The sequence below is a fragment of the Streptomyces sp. NPDC001868 genome, from assembly GCF_040297125.1.
Lineage (GTDB): Bacteria > Actinomycetota > Actinomycetes > Streptomycetales > Streptomycetaceae > Streptomyces.
In genome coordinates this window covers 1-19188 of the sequence record NZ_JBEOYO010000014.1, presented here as the reverse complement: position 1 = coordinate 19188, position 19188 = coordinate 1, and the positions used below count along the sequence as shown (strand labels likewise).

At 71.4% G+C, this 19188-nt stretch carries 15 protein-coding genes; 4 read left to right on the top strand and 11 right to left on the bottom strand.

Annotated features, from left to right (window positions below):
• Positions 1–73: 73 nt before the first annotated feature.
• The 3 genes from smc to ABT147_RS18400 all read right to left on the bottom strand — a co-directional run bounded on the left by smc (position 74) and on the right by ABT147_RS18400 (position 4801).
• A complete protein-coding gene (gene smc / locus ABT147_RS18410; protein WP_351407169.1) occupies positions 74–3685 on the bottom strand; it encodes a chromosome segregation protein SMC in 3612 nt (1203 codons plus the stop codon).
• A gap of 230 nt (positions 3686–3915) precedes the next feature.
• On the bottom strand, positions 3916–4116 hold the full coding sequence (locus ABT147_RS18405) for a hypothetical protein (protein ID WP_005479841.1): 201 nt from the start codon (positions 4114–4116) through the stop codon (positions 3916–3918).
• Between the two features lie 403 nt (positions 4117–4519).
• Positions 4520–4801, bottom strand: coding sequence for an acylphosphatase (locus tag ABT147_RS18400; protein ID WP_351407167.1), 282 nt, complete (start codon positions 4799–4801; stop codon positions 4520–4522).
• A gap of 189 nt (positions 4802–4990) precedes the next feature.
• On the opposite strand from ABT147_RS18400, the gene ABT147_RS18395 reads away from it, so the two are divergent.
• Positions 4991–5971: a CAP domain-containing protein gene (locus ABT147_RS18395; protein ID WP_351407165.1), complete on the top strand. Its 981-nt coding sequence runs from the start codon at positions 4991–4993 to the stop codon at positions 5969–5971.
• An 81-nt stretch (positions 5972–6052) separates the two neighbouring features.
• Positions 6053–6493 (top strand): winged helix-turn-helix transcriptional regulator, encoded by a 441-nt coding sequence (locus ABT147_RS18390; RefSeq protein WP_351407163.1) that lies wholly within the window; start codon positions 6053–6055, stop codon positions 6491–6493.
• Here ABT147_RS18390 and mutM read toward each other — a convergent pair.
• The 8 genes from mutM to recG form a co-directional block, all read right to left on the bottom strand.
• On the bottom strand, positions 6466–7326 hold the full coding sequence (mutM, locus tag ABT147_RS18385; RefSeq protein ID WP_351407160.1) for a bifunctional DNA-formamidopyrimidine glycosylase/DNA-(apurinic or apyrimidinic site) lyase: 861 nt from the start codon (positions 7324–7326) through the stop codon (positions 6466–6468). The genes ABT147_RS18390 and mutM overlap by 28 nt on opposite strands.
• A 264-nt stretch (positions 7327–7590) precedes the next feature.
• Positions 7591–8412 (bottom strand): ribonuclease III, encoded by an 822-nt coding sequence (gene rnc, locus ABT147_RS18380; RefSeq protein WP_502983111.1) that lies wholly within the window; start codon positions 8410–8412, stop codon positions 7591–7593.
• Positions 8413–8431: 19 nt separating this feature from the next.
• A complete protein-coding gene (gene rpmF, locus ABT147_RS18375) occupies positions 8432–8605 on the bottom strand; it encodes a 50S ribosomal protein L32 (RefSeq protein ID WP_007493396.1) in 174 nt (57 codons plus the stop codon).
• A 2-nt stretch (positions 8606–8607) separates the two neighbouring features.
• Complete coding sequence (locus tag ABT147_RS18370) at positions 8608–9252, bottom strand: YceD family protein (protein ID WP_351407155.1); 645 nt, start codon at positions 9250–9252, stop codon at positions 8608–8610.
• A gap of 125 nt (positions 9253–9377) precedes the next feature.
• Entirely contained in the window at positions 9378–10463 is a 1086-nt protein-coding gene (locus tag ABT147_RS18365) for a cell division initiation protein (protein ID WP_351407480.1), read from the bottom strand.
• A gap of 89 nt (positions 10464–10552) precedes the next feature.
• Positions 10553–11032: a pantetheine-phosphate adenylyltransferase gene (coaD, locus tag ABT147_RS18360; protein ID WP_351407478.1), complete on the bottom strand. Its 480-nt coding sequence runs from the start codon at positions 11030–11032 to the stop codon at positions 10553–10555.
• A 26-nt stretch (positions 11033–11058) separates the two neighbouring features.
• Positions 11059–11691, bottom strand: coding sequence for a 16S rRNA (guanine(966)-N(2))-methyltransferase RsmD (gene rsmD / locus ABT147_RS18355; RefSeq protein ID WP_351407476.1), 633 nt, complete (start codon positions 11689–11691; stop codon positions 11059–11061).
• Positions 11692–11868: 177 nt separating this feature from the next.
• A complete protein-coding gene (gene recG / locus ABT147_RS18350; protein WP_351407153.1) occupies positions 11869–14076 on the bottom strand; it encodes an ATP-dependent DNA helicase RecG in 2208 nt (735 codons plus the stop codon).
• 196 nt (positions 14077–14272) lie between these two features.
• Between recG and ABT147_RS18345 the strand changes: the two genes are divergently transcribed.
• Both ABT147_RS18345 and ABT147_RS18340 read left to right on the top strand, forming a co-directional pair.
• Complete coding sequence (locus tag ABT147_RS18345) at positions 14273–16126, top strand: HSP90 family protein (RefSeq protein ID WP_351407151.1); 1854 nt, start codon at positions 14273–14275, stop codon at positions 16124–16126.
• A gap of 17 nt (positions 16127–16143) precedes the next feature.
• Complete coding sequence (locus ABT147_RS18340; RefSeq protein ID WP_351407473.1) at positions 16144–19071, top strand: tetratricopeptide repeat protein; 2928 nt, start codon at positions 16144–16146, stop codon at positions 19069–19071.
• The last annotated feature ends 117 nt before the right edge of the window (positions 19072–19188 follow it).

Here is a 19188-nt window from a genome sequence, read left to right as displayed (position 1 = left end):
CACGTCGCCGATGTCGGGGGAACGGGCCTGGTGAACTGCTGGACCAGCCCCGCCTACCCCCGCTCGGAAACGGCTAACGCAGCCGCTGGCTGATGACCTTCGACACACCGTCACCCTGCATGGAGACGCCGTACAGCGCGTCGGCGACCTCCATCGTCCGCTTCTGGTGGGTGATCACGATCAGCTGCGACGCCTCCTGCAGCTCCTGCATGATCCGGATCAGCCGCTGCAGGTTGGTGTCGTCGAGCGCCGCCTCGACCTCGTCCATCACATAGAACGGACTGGGCCGCGCCTTGAAGATCGACACCAGCATGGCGACGGCGGTCAGCGACCGCTCACCGCCGGAGAGCAGCGACAGCCGCTTGACCTTCTTGCCCGGCGGCCGGGCCTCGACGTCGACGCCGGTGGTGAGCATGTTGTCCGGGTCGGTGAGGATCAGCCGCCCCTCACCCCCGGGGAAGAGCCGCCCGAAGACACCCTCGAACTCCCGTGCGGTGTCCCAGAAGGCCTCGGTGAAGACCTGCTCGACCCGTTCGTCGACCTCCTTCACCACCTGGAGCAGATCGGCGCGGGTCTTCTTCAGGTCCTCCAGCTGCTCGCTGAGGAACTTGTGCCGCTCCTCCAGCGCCGCGAACTCCTCAAGGGCCAGCGGATTGACCTTGCCGAGCTGCTGATACGCCCGCTCGGCCGCCCTGAGCCGCTTCTCCTGCTCGGCCCGGTGGAACGTCTTCGGCTGGTTGCGGGGATGCTCCGGGTCCTCCGGCAGCTCCTCCCCCTCCGCCGGCGGCGACGGCGGTACGAGCTGGTCGGGCCCGTACTCCGCGATCAGCCCCTCCGGCTCGACGCCCAGCTCCTCCAGCGCCTTGGTCTCCAGCTGCTCGATCCGCATCCGCTTCTCGGCGCCGAGCACCTCGCCCCGGTGGACGGAGTCGGTCAGTTTGTCCAGCTCGGCCTTGAGGTCACGCCCCGCGCCACGGGCCTGCGCGAGTTCCTGTTCCCGGCGGGCCTTGGCGGCGTCGGCGGCGGTGCGTTCCTCGTCCGCGCGGGCGACGGAGACCTCGACGTGCAGGAGCAACTGCCGGGCGCCGGACGCGACGGCCCCCGCCACGGCCGCCTCGTGCCGCAGCCGCGCCCTGCGCTGCTCGGCCCGCGCCCGCGCCTCGCGCTCGGCGCGCGCGGCCCGGTCGAGCGAGTCCGCGCGCCCCGCGAGCCCTTTGACCCGCTCCTCGTGCGTCCGCACCTGGAGCCGCGCCTCCATCTCGGTCTGCCGCGCGTTGGCCCCGTCCGCCGCGAGCCGGTCCCGTACGGAGGTGTCGGGCTCCTCCTCGACGGGCATCTCCTCGGCCACCGCGAGCCGTTCGGCCAGCTCCTCGGCCTCCTGTACGGCCCTGTCGAGCGCGTCCTGAGCACGTGCGGCGGCGGCCGTGGACCGCTCGGCCTCCCCGGCGGCGCCCCGCGCCTGCCCGGCCAGCCGCCCGAGCTGCTGGGCGACCGCGGACTTCTCCCGCTCGGCCGCCCGGCGCCGCTCCCCCAGCTCCTCCACGAACCCGGCCCGCTCCCGGCGCGACTCGACCGCGCTCCGCTGGGCCTCGGCCAACTCCTCGCACCGTACGGCCAGTTCCTCCAGCTCGGCCGCAGCCTCGTCGACGGAGGCCTGCACCTCCAGCAGGCTCGGCGCGCCCGCGGAACCGCCATGCGCGAAATGCGCCCCGAGGAGGTCGCCCTCGGCGGTGACGGCGGTGAGGTCGGGGCGGGCGTAGACGAGGTCCTCTGCGGCTTCGAGGGTGTCGACCACGACGATGCGGTGGAGGAGCCGGCGTACGGCGGGTGTGAGGTCGGAGGGGGTCCGGACCAGGTCTGCGGCGAAGTGTGCGGGAGGGGATGCCGGGAGAGGCCGTCTTTCGTCCGCGGGTCCGTCGTGGCTGGTCGCGCCGTTCCCCGCGCCCCTTCGGGGCACGTCCTCCGGTGCCCCCGCCAGCAGCAGGGCCGCGCGGCCCGCGTCCTGTTTGCGCAGCAGGCGGATCGCCTCGGCGGCCGAGGCCGGGCTGGTCACCGCGATCGCGTCGGCCGCCGCGCCGAAGGCGGCAGCGAGGGCGATCTCGTAGCCCGGGGTGATCGTCAGCAGTTCGGCCGCCGGGCCCAGGACCCCTCCGAGCCGTTCCTTCGCGGTGAGCAACGCGCCGGTGCCGTCCTTGCGGCGCAGGCCCAGGGCGAGGGCTTCGTGGCGGGCCTGGGTGGCGGCGCGGCGGCGTTCGGCGGTGGTGGCGGCCTCGCGGGCGGCGGTGAGGGCGGACTCGGCCTCGGCCAGGGCGCGCTTGGCGGCGTCGTGCTGCTCGGCCAGTTCGGAGTCGTCGGCATCGAGGCCGTCGACCTCGGCCTTCAGCGCCTCGTACTCCTCCTGTGCGGTGACAGCGCGTTCCCGCGCCTCGTCGCGGGCGGCGGCGAGACGGTCGATCTCGGCCTGGGCGGAGGCCGCGCGGGAGCGGGCGGCGTTGACCTGGCCGTTGAGCCGGGCGAGGCTCTCGCGGCGGTCGGCGATGGAGCGGGCGACGTCCTTCAGCCGGCGTTCCTCGACCGTCAGTGCGCGCTCCAGCTCGGCCCGGTGCTCGACCGTGTCCTCAAGGGCGCGTTCGGCCGCCTCCAGGGCCGCTTCCAGCTCGGCCTCCTGTTCGCGGATGCGGGCGGCCTCGCGTTCCATGTCCTCGGGGTCGCGGCCGCGCCGCTCCTCGGGGGGCGCGGAGGTGGCGCTCTTGACCCGGGCGTCGGCCAGGGAGATCGTGCCGCGCACCCGTTCGGCGAGCTGGGACAGTTCGTACCAGGTCTCCTGGGCCCGCTGGAGACGCGGGGCGAGCCGTCGTACCTCGCCCTCCAGGTCCGCCTCCCGGTGGAGCGCCTTCTTCAGCTCGGTCTCGGCGGCCTCCTTGCGCTGCTTCAGCGCGGCCTCGTCGGCGACCTCGGTGCGCAGCGCCGCGTGGAGCCGTACGAGATCGTCGGCGAGCAGGCGCAGCCGTGCGTCGCGCAGGTCCGCCTGGATGACGGCGGCCCGGCGGGCGACGGCGGCCTGCCGGCCCAGCGGTTTGAGCTGGCGGCGGAGTTCGTCGGTGAGGTCCTGGACGCGGGCCAGGTTGGCCTGCATGGCGTCCAGTTTCCGCAGCGCCTTCTCCTTGCGCTTACGGTGCTTGAGGACGCCGGCGGCCTCCTCGATGAAGGCGCGGCGGCCCATGGGGTCGGCGTGCAGGACGGAGTCCAACTGGCCCTGGCCGACGATGACGTGCATCTCGCGGCCGATGCCGGAGTCGGAGAGCAGGTCCTGGATGTCGAGGAGGCGGCAGGTGTCGCCGTTGATCTGGTACTCGCTGCCGCCGTTGCGGAACATGATCCGCGTGATGGTGACCTCGGAGTACTCGATGGGCAGGGCCCCGTCGGAGTTGTCGATGGTCAGGGACACCTCGGCGCGGCCCAGCGGGGGGCGCCCGGTGGTGCCGGCGAAGATGACGTCCTCCATCTTGCCGCCGCGCAGCGACTTCGCGCCCTGCTCGCCCATGACCCAGCTGAGCGCGTCCACGACGTTGGACTTGCCCGAGCCGTTCGGTCCGACGACGCACGTGATGCCCGGCTCGAACCGGAGCGTGGTCGCCGAGGCGAACGACTTGAACCCTCGGAGGGTCAGGGCCTTGAGGTGCACGGCGCTGGACTCTACCTTCCGGCCTTGTCCCACTCCATGAACGCCCGGTTTCGCATATGAACGTGCAGGGCACATCAGACGTTAAAGAGTGTGAGGAAGTCCGGGGGCTCAGGGGCTCGGGGGGAAAGAAAGAAGGGACGCCTGGAGAAGGCGTCCCTTGCAGATCCGACAACTTAGCGGTTGATACGGGCAGCCCAACCACTGCTGTCTGTTGTGGTGCGATGCAGTGATCAGGTGAGCGCAGGCTCCGCCTGGCGTGCGTCGAGCTCCATGAGCGAGTCGTGAGAAGCGGCAGCCGTCAGCGCGTCGTTCTCCGCCTGGATGCGTCCGAGTTCGGATTCCAGGTCCTGGACACGCTGCTGGAGCCGTCGCATCTCGGCGAGGAGTCGCGGGTCGGAGCCGCCGACGTAACCGAGAAGCGCCTTTGCCATGATGGATGGTCCTCCACACTGAGTGACCGACCGAAGCGGTGTGGGTCGTGAGGGAATCGCACCCGCGATGCTTGGCACTGTTGAGTTTTCGCTGCCGTTCTCCATGCCAAACAGCTAAGGTGCGCGGGGTTGCTTTTAGCGTCTCACCAAAAAGTTTGACGGTCAACACGATCACGCCCCGTATTGGCGGGCATCCCCGTGGCGCGCGGCCCTGAGCGGGCGACGCTGCGGCGGTTCGGGGACCTCTCCAGGCCGGCGGAGCGAGGGGATCATCCTTTCTTCGGAGCCTGCCATGACAAACCCGTCTTGGCAATCACCTGCACATTTCTGGTTTGTGCATGCTCCTGGCATATGCCGGTGGCGCCACCCTCCACTCCCGCCTGGCCCGCTTTACAGAAGAGGGTCAGCGGATGGCGAAGCCGTCGTATCCCCCTCGCGGTGTGTCCCAGATCTCGGTGACACCGTCCACGCGCCCGGGCGTGTCGTCACTCTGGAGCCACCCCAGGAGCCCTTGGCACGCCTCGCGGGAGCCCTCGGCGACCACCTGGACCCGTCCGTCGGCCAAATTGAGAGCAAAACCACTCAGTCCGCCGATCTCCAGGGCCCGAGCCCGGGTGAACCAGCGGAAACCCACCCCTTGCACCCGTCCGCGGACCCAGACGACCAGCCGTACATCCTCGCTCATGACTGCACGCTAACGGGCCAATGTCCCTCGGGTCTCTCCCTCCCCTGGCGCCATGCTGTACCGTCCCGACCCAATGAATCTCATATGAAACTCACTCCTTCGTGTGAGGTTCGTGAAGGCGACGATCACAACGTTGACGACATCCCCAACGTTGACCGCAGGACACGCAAGGACGAGGAAGGCCAAGACATGGGACGCCACCGACGCTCCGCCGCCGGCCGCGCCGCCAGGGGGGGCCGCGCCGCCGGGGTCACGGACACGGGTTTCGCTGCCGAGGAGCCCCACTACGGCCCGGAGAACCTGTACGGGTTCGCCGCCGTCCTGGAGGCCGACGCCCAGGCCGCCTCGCGCGCCGGTGGTTCGCGCCGCCGTAAGAAGCGGACCGTGACTCCTGTGAAGACCGGTCTGCTCGGTGTGTCCGCCGCCGTCGCCCTCGGTACCGTCGCGGTGGCGACCGGAGTGCTGCCGGGTGGCGACAAGTACGCGGTCAGCGGGGGCAACAGCAACGAGACGGTGGTTCCCGCCGGCTCCCCGACGGGTGCGGCGACCCAGCAGGGCGGTACGGACGGCGCCGCGCAGGAACAGCGCGAGGACGAGTCCACCAGCCGTGACGCCGAGCGCGAGGCCTCGCCGTCGAACACCCCGTCCCCCTCGAAGACGCCGTCCGAGAAGAAGCCCTCCGAGGAGGCGGGCAAGGGCGCCGGCTCGCAGAAGACCAAGAAGCCGTCCGCCGAGCCCACCAAGGAGAAGGGGAACGACAAGAAGACCACTCCCCCGGTGGAGATCTCCGCGGAGACCCAGGCCGAGGCCGCGGTCCTCCTGCTGGTCAACGAGGAGCGGGCCAAGGCGGGCTGCAAGCCGGTCGCGGCCGACAGCGACCTGGCGAAGCTGGCCGAGATCTTCAGCGCGGACATGGCCCTGCGCGGCTTCTTCGACCACACCAACCCCGACGGCGACGACCCGTGGGACCGCGCGGCCGCCCTCGGGATCACCGGCCTCGGCGGCGAGAACATCGCCCGCGGCCAGGCCACCGCCGAGGCGGTCATGGAGGCCTGGATGAACAGCCCCGGCCACAGGGCGAACATCCTGAACTGCGACTTCAAGACCCTCGGCGTCGGCGTCCACCTGGGCGACGGCGGACCGTGGTGGACGCAGGACTTCGGCTACTAGCCACCACCGGGGACGCAGATTTCGCTAACCAGGAGTTAGTGCAACCTTCTGGTTAGCGCTGTGCCGGAGTATTCTCGACGTATGGAATCAGCCGCGCAGACCGCCGTGACGCCCGCGCAGGCCTCCGCGTGCGCGGACGCCGTGAACGTCGACGACCTGGCCTTCGACGTGTTCGCCAGGAACTGTCCGTCACGCGGCACCCTGGAGCACGTCACGGGCCGCTGGGGTGTGCTCACGATGGGCGCGCTGCACGAGGGCTCGCTCCGCTTCAACGAGCTGCGGCGCCGCGTCGACGGTGTCAGCGAGAAGATGCTCTCCCAGACGCTGCACGCCCTGGAGCGCGACGGCCTGGTGCACCGCGAGGCCCAGCCCACCAACCCGCCCCGCGTCGACTACACCCTCACTCCGCTCGGCCGCGAGGTCTCCGAGCGCCTGCTGTCCCTCATCACCTGCGTGGAGGACCGCATGGAGGACGTGCTCCGGGCCCGCGAGCGTTACGACGAGACGCGCGGCGCCCGCTGACACGTCGGGCAGAAGTAGCTGGACCGGTTCATCCACGGCCGCCGCCGCATCGGCGTGGCACAGCGGCGGCAGGGCAGCCCCTCCCGGCCGTACGCGTCCAGCGAGCGGTCGAAGTACCCCGACTCGCCGTTCACGTTGACGTAGAGGCTGTCGAAGCTCGTGCCGCCCACCGCGAGCGCCGCGTTCATCACGTCCCGTACGTGGCCCAGGAGTTCGGTGGTGCGGGGGCGGGTGAAGCCGGCGGTGGGGCGCTCGTAGTGGATGCGCGCCCGCCACAGCGCCTCGTCGGCATAGATGTTGCCGACCCCGCTGATCAACGACTGGTCGAGCAGGGCCCGTTTGATGGTCGTCCGCTTGCGTCGCAGCGCCTGGTGGAAGGCCTCCGCGTCGAACTGCGGGTCGAGGGGGTCACGGGCGATGTGCGCGATGACGTCCGGCAGACCGTCGGGGGTGGTGTCGTGCAACGACAGTCCGCCGAAGGTGCGTTGGTCGACGAACCGGAGTTCGGTGTCGAGGTCGTCGGTGAACCGGACGCGGATCCTGAGGTGCTTCTCGTCGGCCGTCTCGTGCGGCTGCACCAGCAGTTGGCCGCTCATGCCGAGGTGGGCGAGGACGGCGGTCCCGGTGTCCTCCACGGGCAGCCACAGATACTTGCCCCGCCGGCTGGGTTCTCCGATGCGGTGGCCCTTCAGCCGCAGCGCGAAGTCCTCCGGGCCGGCCAGGTGTCGGCGGATCGCCCGGGGGTGCAGCACCTCGACATCGGCGACGGTGCGGTGCGCGACCCAGCGTGCGAGGCCCCGCCGTACGACCTCGACCTCGGGGAGCTCTGGCACGGGGTCCTCCGGAGGTTGGGCGGGGGGGGTGGGGGGTGGTTGATGTCGTGGGGTGGCTGCGGGTGGGTTGTGGCTGGTCGCGCAGTTCCCCGCGCCCCTGAGAAGCAGGGGCTGCGCCCCTTGCTTTTCGGCCCGCAGGGCCGTGTCTTTCAGGGGCGCGGGGAACTGTGCGACCAGCCACGAAGGACCTGCACGCGACGACGAACCGCTGCCGCCCCTTCATCCCCTCTCGGGGGTCTGGGGGCGGCAGCCCCCGGTAAGACCTCAGGCCGGGGCCGCGTCCGAAGGAGTCTCGGCGGGCTCGTCAGGCACGACGGCCGCGGCCTCCGCCGCCGCCACCTTCGCCCGCTCGTCCGCCGCGGAGCGAATCGCACGCCAGGCGGACTCGGCCGCCTGCTGCTCCGCTTCCTTCTTGCTGCGGCCGGTGCCGGTGCCGTACGAGACGCCTCCGACGCGGGCGGCAGCGGTGAAGGTCTTCTCATGGTCGGGGCCGGTCTCCGTGACCAGGTACTCGGGCACGCCGAGCCCCTCGGTCGCGGTGAGCTCCTGGAGGCTGGTCTTCCAGTCCAGGCCGGCTCCGAGATTCGAGGACTTCTCGATCAGCGGGTCGAACAGGCGGTGCACCAGCTCCGCCGCCGAGTCGAGCCCCTGGTCGAGATAGACCGCGCCGATCACCGCTTCGAGGGTGTCGGCGAGGATGGATGCCTTGTCCCGGCCACCTGTGCCCTCTTCACCCCGGCCGAGCCGGATGAAGGAGCCGAGGTCGAGCCCGCGGCCCACCTCCGCCAGCGCACGAGAATTGACCACCGCGGCCCGCAGCTTGGCCAGTTGGCCTTCGGGCAGGTCGGGGTGGGTGCGGTACAGCGTGTCCGTGACCACGAGGCCGAGGACGGAGTCCCCGAGGAACTCCAGGCGCTCGTTGGTGGGCAGACCGCCGTTCTCGTACGCGTACGAACGGTGGGTCAGTGCACGCACCAGAAGGGCGGACTCGAGCTGGTAGCCGAGCCGCCCTTCCAGAAGCGTGTGGGACGAGGCTGTGTTCTCCGCCTTTTTCTTGGCGTTGGTCTCCGCCTTGGCGTCAGACATAGAGCCTCTCACCAGCCGCTCAGACCTCGAGGACCTGGCGCTTGTTGTAGGTGCCGCAAGACGGGCACGCGATGTGCTGCAGCTTGGGCTCGTGGCAGCGCTCGCACGCAACCAGGGTGGGGACCGCAGCCTTCCACTGCGACCGGCGGTGGCGCGTGTTGCTGCGCGACATCTTCCGCTTCGGAACAGCCACGGCTACTTCTCCTGCTTCTCGTCGACACCGGTTTCGGCGCCGCTGATCTCGTCCTTCTCGCCATCTTCGAGTGAACCGGCGAGTCCCTGCAGTGCCGCCCAACGGATGTCGACGGCGTCATGGTGGTGGTCCGGGTCGTCCGCCAGCCGCACTCCGCACTCGGAGCACAGGCCGGGGCAGTCGTCCTGGCACACCGGCTGCATCGGCAGTGCGAGCACCACCGCATCGCGCAGCACGGGTTCGAGGTCGAACAGGCCGTCCTCGATGAAGAGCCTGTCCTCGTCTTCCTCGGCGTCGTCGGCCGGTTCCGCCTTGGGGCGGCCCCGGTCGTCGGCGTCAGGGTACGAGAACATCTCCTGGAATTCCGCTTCGAGCTCCAGCTCCAGCGGCTCCAGACACCTTACGCACTCCCCCTTGGCGCGTGCACGGGCGGTGCCTGTGACAAGCACACCTTCCATGACCGACTCCAGACGGAGCCCGAGCTCCACCGGGGCGCCTTCCGGCACCCCGATCACTCCCTGGATCCCGAGATCCTTGGGGGCGTCGATCTCACGGGTCAGGCGCTGCAGCGCGCCAGGACGCCGCCCCAGCTCGTGTGTGTCGAACACGAGAGGGTTGCGGTGGTCGAGGCGGGCGTTCAGGGCCATTCCTGCTTTCGATCTTGAAGCTTGAGGACGCCGCCCTTCTACGTTCCCGGGCAGCGTTGATCGCGGACGTACACACGACCGAAGAGCCAGGATACTGGACCTTTCGCTCTCGGCCCAATCCGCTGTCAGCGGCCCTGTTCGTAGCGGCGCAGCTGCTCCGCCGTGATCATGGTCGTGTCGAAGAGGCTGGTCTCGTCGAGCACGTTCGCCTGCGGCTGCGCGTACCCCTGGTGATCCTGCGGTTCCTGGTGGCCCTGCTGGTCCTGGTGCGGCTGGTTCGGGTCGTACGCCGGCTGCTGCGGGTAGCCCGCCGCGTACGGGTCGGCCTGCTGGTAGCCGTAGGGGTCGGCGGCCTGCTGGGGCTGGGCGTACTGCTGCTGGTAGCCGCCGTACGGATCCTGCTGGTACGCCGTCGCTTGGTACGCGTCCTGCTGCTGCCCGTACGACTGCTGTTCCGGGACCGCGCGGGACTGCTGCGCGGGGGCGTCGGAGAGGTCGGCGAGCCCGGCCAGGTAGTCGGCGTCGCTGGTGAGCTGCGGGGAGGTGCCGTCGTCGTTCAGGGAGAGGGCGCCCAGGTCGTCGGTGGCGATACGGCCGTGGAGCTTCTGGCGGCCCCGGCCGACGGCTTCCAGGGTCTTGGCGAGGACCGCCTCGAAGGCCCCGAGCTTGGCGTCCACATAGGAGTCGGCGTCGCGGCGCAGGGTCTCGGGGTCGTGACTGCGCTCGGGGGCGTCCTCATCCTCGTAGCCCTGCTCGTCGAGGCCGGGGCCCGTGCCGAGGAGCTTCTCGCGGCCACGGCCCACCGAGCCGAGGGTCTTGGTGAGGACGACCTCGAAGTTGGCGAGCTTGGAGTCGACGTAGTCGTCGGCCTCGGCGCGGACGTCCTCGGCCTCCTGGCGGGCCTCGGTGAGGATGCGGTCGGCCTCGTTCTGGGAGCGGCGGGCGACCTCGGTGTCGGAGATCAGGGAGCCGCGCTCGGCGTGCGCGTTCTCGATGATCCGCTCGGCCTCCAGGCGGGCCCGCTCGACCATGTGGTCACGGTCGCCGATCAACTCCTGGGCCTGCGCGAGGGAGTCGGGCAGGGCGCCGCGCAGCTCGTCGAGGAGGGAGAGCAGTTCGGCGCGGTTGACCACGCACGAGGCCGACATGGGCATGGATCGGGCGCCGGAGACCACCGAGACGATCTCGTCGAGCTTCTTCTGCACGTCCACCGTGTGGTCCACCGTGTGCTCGCCACTCTCTACGACTGTGTTGGAGACGGTCGGGTCGACTGTACGGCCAGCGGGGGACCTGCGTCCGCTCAGTCCCGCTTCAGGCGCTCGCCGAGGGCTTCGAGGACGAGCGGGGGCACCAGGTGGGAGACGTCGCCGCCCCAGGTGGCGACCTCCTTGACCAGGGAGGACGACAGGAAGCTGTAGGTGGGGTTGGTGGGGACGAAGAGGGTCTCCACGCCCGACAGGCCGATGTTCATCTGGGCCATCTGGAGTTCGTAGTCGAAGTCGCTGACGGCGCGCAGGCCCTTGACGATGGCCGGGATGTCGCGCTGCTTGCAGAAGTCGACGAGCAGGCCGTGGAAGGCCTCCACGCGTACGTTCGCGTACTCGGTGGTGACCTGGCGGATCAGCTCCATCCGCTCCTCGACCTCGAAGAGGCCCTTCTTGGACTTGTTGATCATCACCGCGACATAGACCTCGTCGTACAGCTTGGAGGCGCGGCCAATGATGTCGAGGTGTCCGTTGGTGATGGGGTCGAACGACCCGGGACAGACGGCACGGCGCACTTGGGCTCCCTCGATCTCCGGTCCGGTCATCGTGCGTCTTCGCACGTAGCGGCGGCGCGACCGTACCAAAACGTTCCCTCGCCGTAGCGACGGGCCCTGAGGGCTTCGAAACCGGTCGGCCAGGCGAACTCACCGCCTCTGGTGCTGCGCTCCACGGTGACGAGGGCTTCCTCCCCGAGCCAGCCCCCGGCACGGAGTGTGAGGAGGATCTCGCGAAGATCGTCGTCGGCGACGGCGTACGGGGGGTCGAGGAAGACGAGGTCGTACGGGTCGTCCGGCGCCGGGCCCTGGATGATCTGCTCCGCTTTGCCCGGTCTCACCTCGGCGCCGGGGAGGCCGAGTGATCTGACGTTGTCCCGGATCGTGCGGGTCGCGCGCGCGTCGGCCTCGACGAGGAGGGTGTGGGCGGCGCCCCGGGAGAGGGCCTCCAGGCCGACGGCGCCCGAGCCGGCGTACAGGTCGAGGACCCGTTCGCCGTCCAGGGGGCCGCCGAGGAGGGCCTGCCAGGTGGAGAAGAGGCCCTCGCGTGCGCGGTCGGACGTCGGGCGGGTGCCGTTGCCCGGCGGGACGGCCAGGCGGCGTCCGCCGGCTGCGCCGGCGATCACGCGGGTCATGTCGGGTCCTTGGTGGAGGGGGCGGCGACGGGTCCAGTTTCGCAGGCGGAGGTGCGGGGTGCGTTCCGCCGTGGGCGACTGCGGGTCGGCGGAGGATTCGCCCGGTGGGGTGCCTCCTGATCAGCATGGGCGACTGCGGGTCCGTCGTGGCTGGTCGCGCAGTTTCCCGCCGCCCCCGCGGAAAGCGGCGGCTGCCCTCGGTCCGCGTCGGAGAAGCAGTCTCTACCCCTTGTCCAAGTACTGCTCCCTCTCCTCGTCCAGGAGGGCGTCCAGGGCTGTGCGCAGGCCCGGGAGGGTCTTCAGGTCCGGGTCGGCGGCCACCACCGCAGCCGCTTCCTCCCTGGCCTCCGCGATGATCTCCTCGTCGTCGATGACGGTGAGCATGCGGAGGCTGGTGCGGGCGCCGGACTGGGCCTGGCCGAGGACGTCGCCCTCGCGGCGTTGTTCGAGGTCGATGCGGGAGAGTTCGAAGCCGTCGAGGGTGGAGGCGACGGCGTTGAGCCGCTGACGGGCCGCGCTCGCCTCGGGCATCTCGGTGACCAGGAGGCAGAGGCCGGCGGCGGAGCCCCGGCCCACCCGGCCGCGGAGCTGGTGGAGCTGGGAGACGCCGAAGCGGTCGGCGTCCATGATCACCATGGCCGTGGCGTTCGGGACGTTGACGCCGACCTCGATGACCGTGGTGGCGACCAGGACATGGGTCTCACCGGCGGCGAAGCGGCGCATGACCGCGTCCTTGTCGTCGGGGTGCATCCGGCCGTGCAGGACCTCGACCCTGAGGCCCTGGAGCGGGCCCTTGGTCAGCTGGTCGGCGATGGCGAGGACGGCGAGCGGCGGGCGCTTCTCGGCCTCGTCCTCGGGGGCCTTCTTTCCGGTCTTCTTCGGGTCGTCCTCCTCGTCCCCGATGCGGGGGCAGACGACGTACGCCTGATGGCCGTTCTCCACCTCCTCGCGGACGCGCTCCCAGGCGCGGGCGAGGAAGTGGGGCTTGTCGGCGGCCGGGACGACATGACTGGCGATGGGGGAACGGCCGGCGGGGAGCTGGTCGAGGACGGAGGTCTCCAGGTCGCCGAAGACGGTCATGGCGACCGTGCGCGGGATGGGGGTGGCCGTCATGACGAGGAGGTGGGGCGGCTGTTTGCCCTTGCCGCGCAGGGCGTCGCGCTGTTCCACGCCGAAGCGGTGCTGCTCGTCCACAACGACCAGGCCCAGGTCGTGGAACTGCACCTTGTCCTCGATCAACGCGTGCGTGCCGATGACGATCCCGGCCTCGCCGGTGACCAGGTCCAGCAGTGCCTGCCGGCGGCCCGCGGCCCCCATGGACCCGGTGAGCAGCACCACCTTGGTGGCGTGCTCGGCCCCGCCCAGCATCCCGCCCTGGGCCAGCTCCCCCATCATCTCGGTCACCGACCGGTGGTGCTGCTGAGCGAGCACCTCGGTGGGCGCGAGCATGGCCGCCTGACCGCCCGCGTCGACGACGGCGAGCATGGCGCGGAGGGCCACCAGGGTCTTGCCGCTGCCCACCTCGCCCTGGAGCAGCCGGTGCATCGGGTGTTCCGTGGCGAGGTCGTCGAAGATCTCTTTGGAGACCTTCTGCTGGCCCTCGGTGAGAGTGAACGGGAGGCGGGCGTCGAAGGCGGTGAGCAGGCCGTCGGGGGCGGGGCGGCGGGCGACGGCGGGGAGTTGGGCGTCGGCGTGGCGGCGACGGGCGAGGGCGACCTGGAGGACGAAGGCCTCGTCCCACTTGAGGCGGTCGCGGGCGCTGTCCTTGTCGGCCTTGGTGTGGGGGCGGTGGATCTTCAGGAGGGCTTCCGGGAGCGAGACCAGGCCCCGGCCCTCGCGCAGGGAGTCGGGGAGGGGGTCCACGGCCTCCTGGGCGCTCGGGAGGACCGTCTGGACCGCCTTGGCGATCTTCCAGGACTCCAGCTTGGCGGTGGCCGGGTAGATCGGGATGAGGGCGCCGGCCCAGGTGTCGACGGTCTCCGTGACGTCGTCGCCGCGCAGCAGTTCGTAGGCCGGGTGGGCGAGTTGGAGGCGGCGGTTGAAGACGGAGACCTTGCCGGCGAAGAGGGCGCGGGTGCCGGGAAGGAGGTCCTTGTGGGGTTTGTGCACGCCGTTGCCGAAGAAGACGAGCTGGAGGCGGCCGCTGCCGTCCGTGATGGTGACTTCGAGGCGCTGGCCCTTGCCCCGGGGGGCCTTGGCGGAGGCGAAGGTGTGCAGACGGGCGTCGGCGACCTGGGCGACCACCGTGACGTGCTCGTCCATGGGCAGGTCGGCGAGGTGGGTGAGCTGGCCGCGCTCCTCGTACCTGCGGGGATAGTGATGCAGCAGGTCCCCGACGGTGTGCAGGCCGAGGTGCTCGGCCATCACCTTCGCGGTGGCGGCGCCGAGCGTGTTCTTGAGCGGTTCTTCGAGCGCGGGCACGAGATCCATTGCACACCACGGCACTGACATTGCCGTATACATCCTCGAAATCCGCTGGTCAGACGGGTCGTTCGCGCCTAGGATGACGCACTCCCGGGCCCAGCCGTGTCAGGGTCCGTACCGCCTCCCGTCCGCGGTCACCGTCTCCCGGGACCGCCCGACCCCGCCGCCGTCGCCAGAATCCCATCCCACCGGCGCTGCGACGATGGATTCAATGACCTCACAGTCATCCCAGGCACCCCAGACTCCTCAGGCACCCCAGTCGCCTCACACCTTCCAGGTCGATCTGCGTGGCCTGGTGGATCTTCTCTCGCACCACCTCTATTCCAGTCCGAAGGTCTATCTGCGCGAGTTGCTGCAGAACGCCGTGGACGCGATCACCGCGCGCCGCGCCGAGCAGCCCGACGCGCCCGCCCGGGTGCGGCTGTTCGCCGAGGGCGGCGCGCTGCGGGTGGAGGACTCGGGCATCGGGCTCACCGAGGCCGATGTGCACGACCTGCTCGCCACGATCGGGCGGAGTTCCAAGCGCGACGACGGTGGCATCCAGGAGGTCCGCTCGGACTTCCTGGGACAGTTCGGCATCGGGCTGCTTGCGTGCTTCGTGGTCGCCGAGCGCATCCGCGTGGTCAGCCGCAGCGCCCGTACGCCTCACGCGCCGCCCGTGGAGTGGACGGCCGCCGACGACGGCTCGTACACCGTGCGGACGCTGCCCGACGAGGCGCGTCCCGAGCCGGGCACGACCGTGTATCTGGTCGCGCGGCCCGGAGCGGCCGAATGGCTCTCGCACGCGCGCGTGCTGACACTGGCGCGGGACTTCGGGTCGCTGCTGCCGTACGACGTCCGGGTGGGCAACGAGGCGGTCACCGATCTGCCGGCGCCCTGGGACCGCGTGTACCCCTCCCCCACCACCCGGCGGGTGGCGCTGGCCCGGCACTGTCACGACCTGTTCGGGTTCACCCCGCTGGACTCGATAGAGCTGAACGTTCCGCTCGCCGGGATCCGGGGTGTGGCGTACGTCCTGCCGGCCGCCGTCAGCCCGGCCCAGCGCGCGAGCCACCGGGTGCATCTGAAGGGCATGCTGCTCACCGAGCGGGCCGAACAGCTGCTGCCGGACTGGGCGTTCTTCGTGCGCTGTGTCCTCGACACGGACAGTCTGCGGCCCACGGCGTCGCGGGAGTCGCTGTACGAGGACGAGACCCTGGCGGCCGTACGGGAGGCGCTGGGCGAGCGGATCCGGGGCTGGCTCACCGGGCTCGCCGCCGGTGATCCGGAGCGGCTGGCGGCCTTCCTGTCGGTGCACTACCTGGGTGTGAAGTCCCTGGCGCGGCACGACCGGGAGATGCTGCGCACGATGCTGCCGTGGCTCCCCTTCGAGACGACCGACGGACGGCTGTCCCTGGAGGAGTTCGCGCAGCGGCACCCGGTGATCCACTTCACGCGGACGGTCGAGGAGTACCGCCAGGTCGCGCCGATCGCCTCCGCGCAGGGCGTGGGGGTGATCAACGGCGGCTACACCTACGACAGCGAGCTGGTCGAGGCGCTGCCGTCGGTGCGCCCGGGGACGGTGGTCGCCGAGCTGGACGCCGACACGGTGACCGCCCACCTGGACACGCTGGACCCGGACGAGGAACTGGCCCTGGCGGGCTTCCTGTCGGCCGCGCGGGCCAAGCTCGACCCCCTGGGGTGCGATGTCGTGCTGCGGGCCTTCCATCCGCTGTCGGTGCCCGCGCTGCACCTGGACGACCGGTCCTCCCGGCACGAGCAGGCCCGCGCGGAGGCCGAGGAGCAGGCCGACGACCTGTGGGCGGGCATCCTCGGCTCGCTGCGGAGCGGCGCCCCGCGCGCGCGGCTGGTGCTCAACCATCTCAACCCGCTGATCCGGCGGATCAGTTCCCTGTCCGACCGCGAACTGATCGGCACGGCCACGGAGTCCCTGTACGGGCAGGCCCTGCTGATGGCCCAGCGACCGCTCAGGCCCGCCGACTCGGCGCTCCTGAACCGCGCGTTCATCGGCCTGCTGGAGTGGGCCACGCACACCGAGGGGAACGGCCGCGCGTGAGAGACGCCATGGACGCCATGGACTTCGACGAGCTGCGCCGGGCCATGGCGGAGAACTACGAGCAGCCGGAGGGCCCCGCACGCAACGCGCGCGCGGAGCTGCTGCTCACCCAGGCCGAGAGGCTGAACGTCCCGCTCGCCGTGATCGAGGCGCTCGGACACCAGCTGAAGGTCTACAACTACAGCTCCGAGAAGGACAAGATGTTCGTCCCCTTCGCGCGCCTGCTGCGCCTGTGGGACGAGCACCCGGAGGACTTCGACGAGTACGAGATCCACTCGCTGCACTGGGTGTTCAAGTGGATGTCGGCCGGCATGCTGAACCAGCCGCACATCCCGCTCGCCTCCATCGAGAAGTGGCTCGGCGAGATGGAGCACCGCTACCGGCTCGCCGGACACTCGGAACGGGCCGTGCGCAGCGCCGAGTTCAGTGTGGCCGCGCACATCGGCGACCTGGCGCGGGCCGACCGGGCCTATGGGGCGTGGCTGGCCGCCGACCGGGACACCATGGCCGACTGTCACGCGTGCGAGCTGCACGGGCAGGGCTGGTGGCGGGCCCGGCGGCGCGAGGACGCCGAGGCGCTGGAGCTGTGGGCGCCGGTGCTGGAGGGCGAGTACACGTGCGCCCACGAGCCGCACACCGTCCTTGCGTCCTCCCTGGTGCCGCTGCTGCGCCTGGGGCGCCTGGACGAGGCGCGGGCCCACCATCTGCGGGGTTTCCGGCTGGTGCGGGCCATGGAGAGCATGCGGGGCGCGTACGCGGACCACGTGGAGTTCTGTGCCCTGACCGGCAACGAGGCGCGCGGCCTGGAGCTGCTGGCCGAGCGTCCGGCGTACTTCACGGACTCCGGGGACCCGCGCAGCAAGCTGGACTTCATGAGTGTGGTGGCCCTGCTCATGGGCCGGCTGACCGCACGTGGGTTCGGCGATCAAACGGTCCCCGGTCCCGCCGGGCGTACCTGGACCGCCCGCGAACTGGCCTCCCACGCGCGCGAGGAGGCCCTCTCCCTGGCCGCGCGCTTCGACGAGCGCAACGGCACGGCGTACGTCGGCACGCAGGTCCGGGAGCGGATGGACCGGCCGCCGCTGCTGGACCGGCTGCCGCTGGGGGTGCGCTCGACGCGGACCGTCGTTCCGGTGCCTGCGCCCCGGCGGCCGGCCGACGCGGAGCGGACGGGGACCGCCACCGCCCCGGACGACCTGCCCGCTCTCCTCGCCGAGGCGCGGCGGCTGTCCGAGGCGCTGCATCCGGGGTCCGTGGAGGCCTGGGCCGCCGTGGCGCGTGCCGCCGAGGCCGGGGGCGCGGAGCTGGACGCCTGGGACCGCGCGGAGATCGTCGACCACGAGGCGATCGGTCTCGGACCGGAGGGCCGCTCCCTCTTCGAACGGGCGGCCGAGCTGTACGAGGAGGCCGGCGACCCCGGTGAGGCGCTGGCGGCACGCGCGCGTGGGGCGAACGTCCACGCCCTGACGGGCCACCCGGACGCGGCCCTGGAGCTGATCTCCGAGCCGTACGAACGGATCCTCGCGCTCTGGGCGGACGGCGGGACGGGTGTGCGGCAGACGGCGTCCGTGCTGGTGGGGCGGGCGCGGATACTCGTGCAGCGGATGCACGAGGCCGGGGCCGAGGACACCGACGCGGTGGCCCCCGCCGAGGCAGCCGTGCGGGAGCTGGCGGAGTTCGTCGAGCCGCGCCGCGCGGAGGACGTACGGCTGGCCTCGCGTGCCGCGGAGGCGCGGGCGATGCTCGGGGAGCTGGCCGCGCGCGGCGGGGACGCGACCGCCGCCGCCGAACTGTTCGCGGAGGCCGCGGAGCGGTACGTGGCGGCCGGGCTGCCGTGGTTCGCGGTGCAGTACGAGGCCCGGCTCGCCGGGGTCGCGCAGCAGCTCGGGGACCTGGAGACCGCCGAACGGGCGGCCCGTGCGGCGCTGGAACACGGCGGGGCGGATCTGGAGCCGGTGGGGCACGCTCAGTTGCACCTCCAGTTGGCCGAGCTGCTCGGTGCCGGCGAGCGGGTGGAGGAGGCCTCCGCACACGCCCTGGAGGCGGCGCACTGGGCCGACGAGGCGGGCGAGGGCCCGACGCTCGGTGCCTGGGCCCGGCATCTGCTCGGCGGGTTCCTGCTGGGGCTGGGGCGGTGGGCGGAGGCGGCCGAGGTGCTGGAGTCGGCGCTGCCGGATCTCACCGCCGAGACGCACGGGGACGGGGCCGTCGCCCAGGCCCTGTGGTGGCTCGGCGACTGCCACACCGAGCTGGGTGAGCACCGCGAGGCCGCCGAACGGTGGCTGCGGGCCGCCGACATCGCCCGGCACTGGCCCGAGCAGCGCGACCACGCCATGCTCGCGCATCTCGCGGCGGAGGCGCTCGCGCGCGCGGGGCTGCCCGCCGAGGCCGACCGGGCGTACGCGCGTGCCGTCGATCTCTGGGGCGAGCTGGGGAATGTCCACGGGTACGTCCGGGCGCTGCGGGCGCGGGCCTGGTACGCGGTGCGGGACGGTGCGGGGCTGGACGAGGGCCGCGCGTTGATGGGTGACGCCGTGGTGGGCTGCGAGGCCGCCCTGTCCGATGTGACCGGTGAGGAGAACCGGCGGCGGATCGTCGCGGAACTCGGCGAGACGTGTCGGCAGTTCGGCGATCTGCTCGCGCGGTCCGTGGCCGAGGACGCGGAACTCGACGTGTTCCGACCGGTCTTCGAGGAGGCGCTCTCATTCGTCGAGCGGGCGGTGTCGGTGTACGGCTCCCTCGGGGTGGAGTTCCTCGACGCGCGTACGGCCGCGGAGCTCGCGGCGGGGTGGCTGGAGGCCGATCTCCGGCGGGGGGCTGCCGCCGTGGAGCGGGCTCGGGGGGTGCTCGCCGCGTTCGCCGGGCGGGACGACGAGACGGCGGTCGCGCGGCGGTTGGAGGCGGAGCGGTTGTCGGAGGTGGCGGGGGTGCGGGAAGAGGGCTGAGTGGGGGGCGCCCACGGTTCTTCGCCCCCGCCGCCCCTACCCGTCCCATCCCTCGGGGCTCCGCCCCGCTCGACGGACTGCTACCTGCGTCTGCGGGAGAACCTGAACCCGCCGATG

Bases quoted from the DNA above. Each gene is read 5' to 3' on its own strand.
- ABT147_RS18405 (WP_005479841.1), bottom strand. From the start codon at position 4,116: ATGGCAAAGGCGCTTCTCGGTTACGTCGGCGGCTCCGACCCGCGACTC.
- ABT147_RS18400 (WP_351407167.1), bottom strand. From the start codon at position 4,801: ATGAGCGAGGATGTACGGCTGGTCGTCTGGGTCCGCGGACGGGTGCAA.
- ABT147_RS18395 (WP_351407165.1), top strand. From the start codon at position 4,991: ATGGGACGCCACCGACGCTCCGCCGCCGGCCGCGCCGCCAGGGGGGGC.
- ABT147_RS18390 (WP_351407163.1), top strand. From the start codon at position 6,053: ATGGAATCAGCCGCGCAGACCGCCGTGACGCCCGCGCAGGCCTCCGCG.
- rnc (WP_502983111.1), bottom strand. From the start codon at position 8,412: ATGTCTGACGCCAAGGCGGAGACCAACGCCAAGAAAAAGGCGGAGAAC.
- ABT147_RS18370 (WP_351407155.1), bottom strand. From the start codon at position 9,252: ATGGCCCTGAACGCCCGCCTCGACCACCGCAACCCTCTCGTGTTCGAC.
- recG (WP_351407153.1), bottom strand. From the start codon at position 14,076: ATGGATCTCGTGCCCGCGCTCGAAGAACCGCTCAAGAACACGCTCGGC.
- ABT147_RS18345 (WP_351407151.1), top strand. From the start codon at position 14,273: ATGGATTCAATGACCTCACAGTCATCCCAGGCACCCCAGACTCCTCAG.
- ABT147_RS18340 (WP_351407473.1), top strand. From the start codon at position 16,144: ATGGACTTCGACGAGCTGCGCCGGGCCATGGCGGAGAACTACGAGCAG.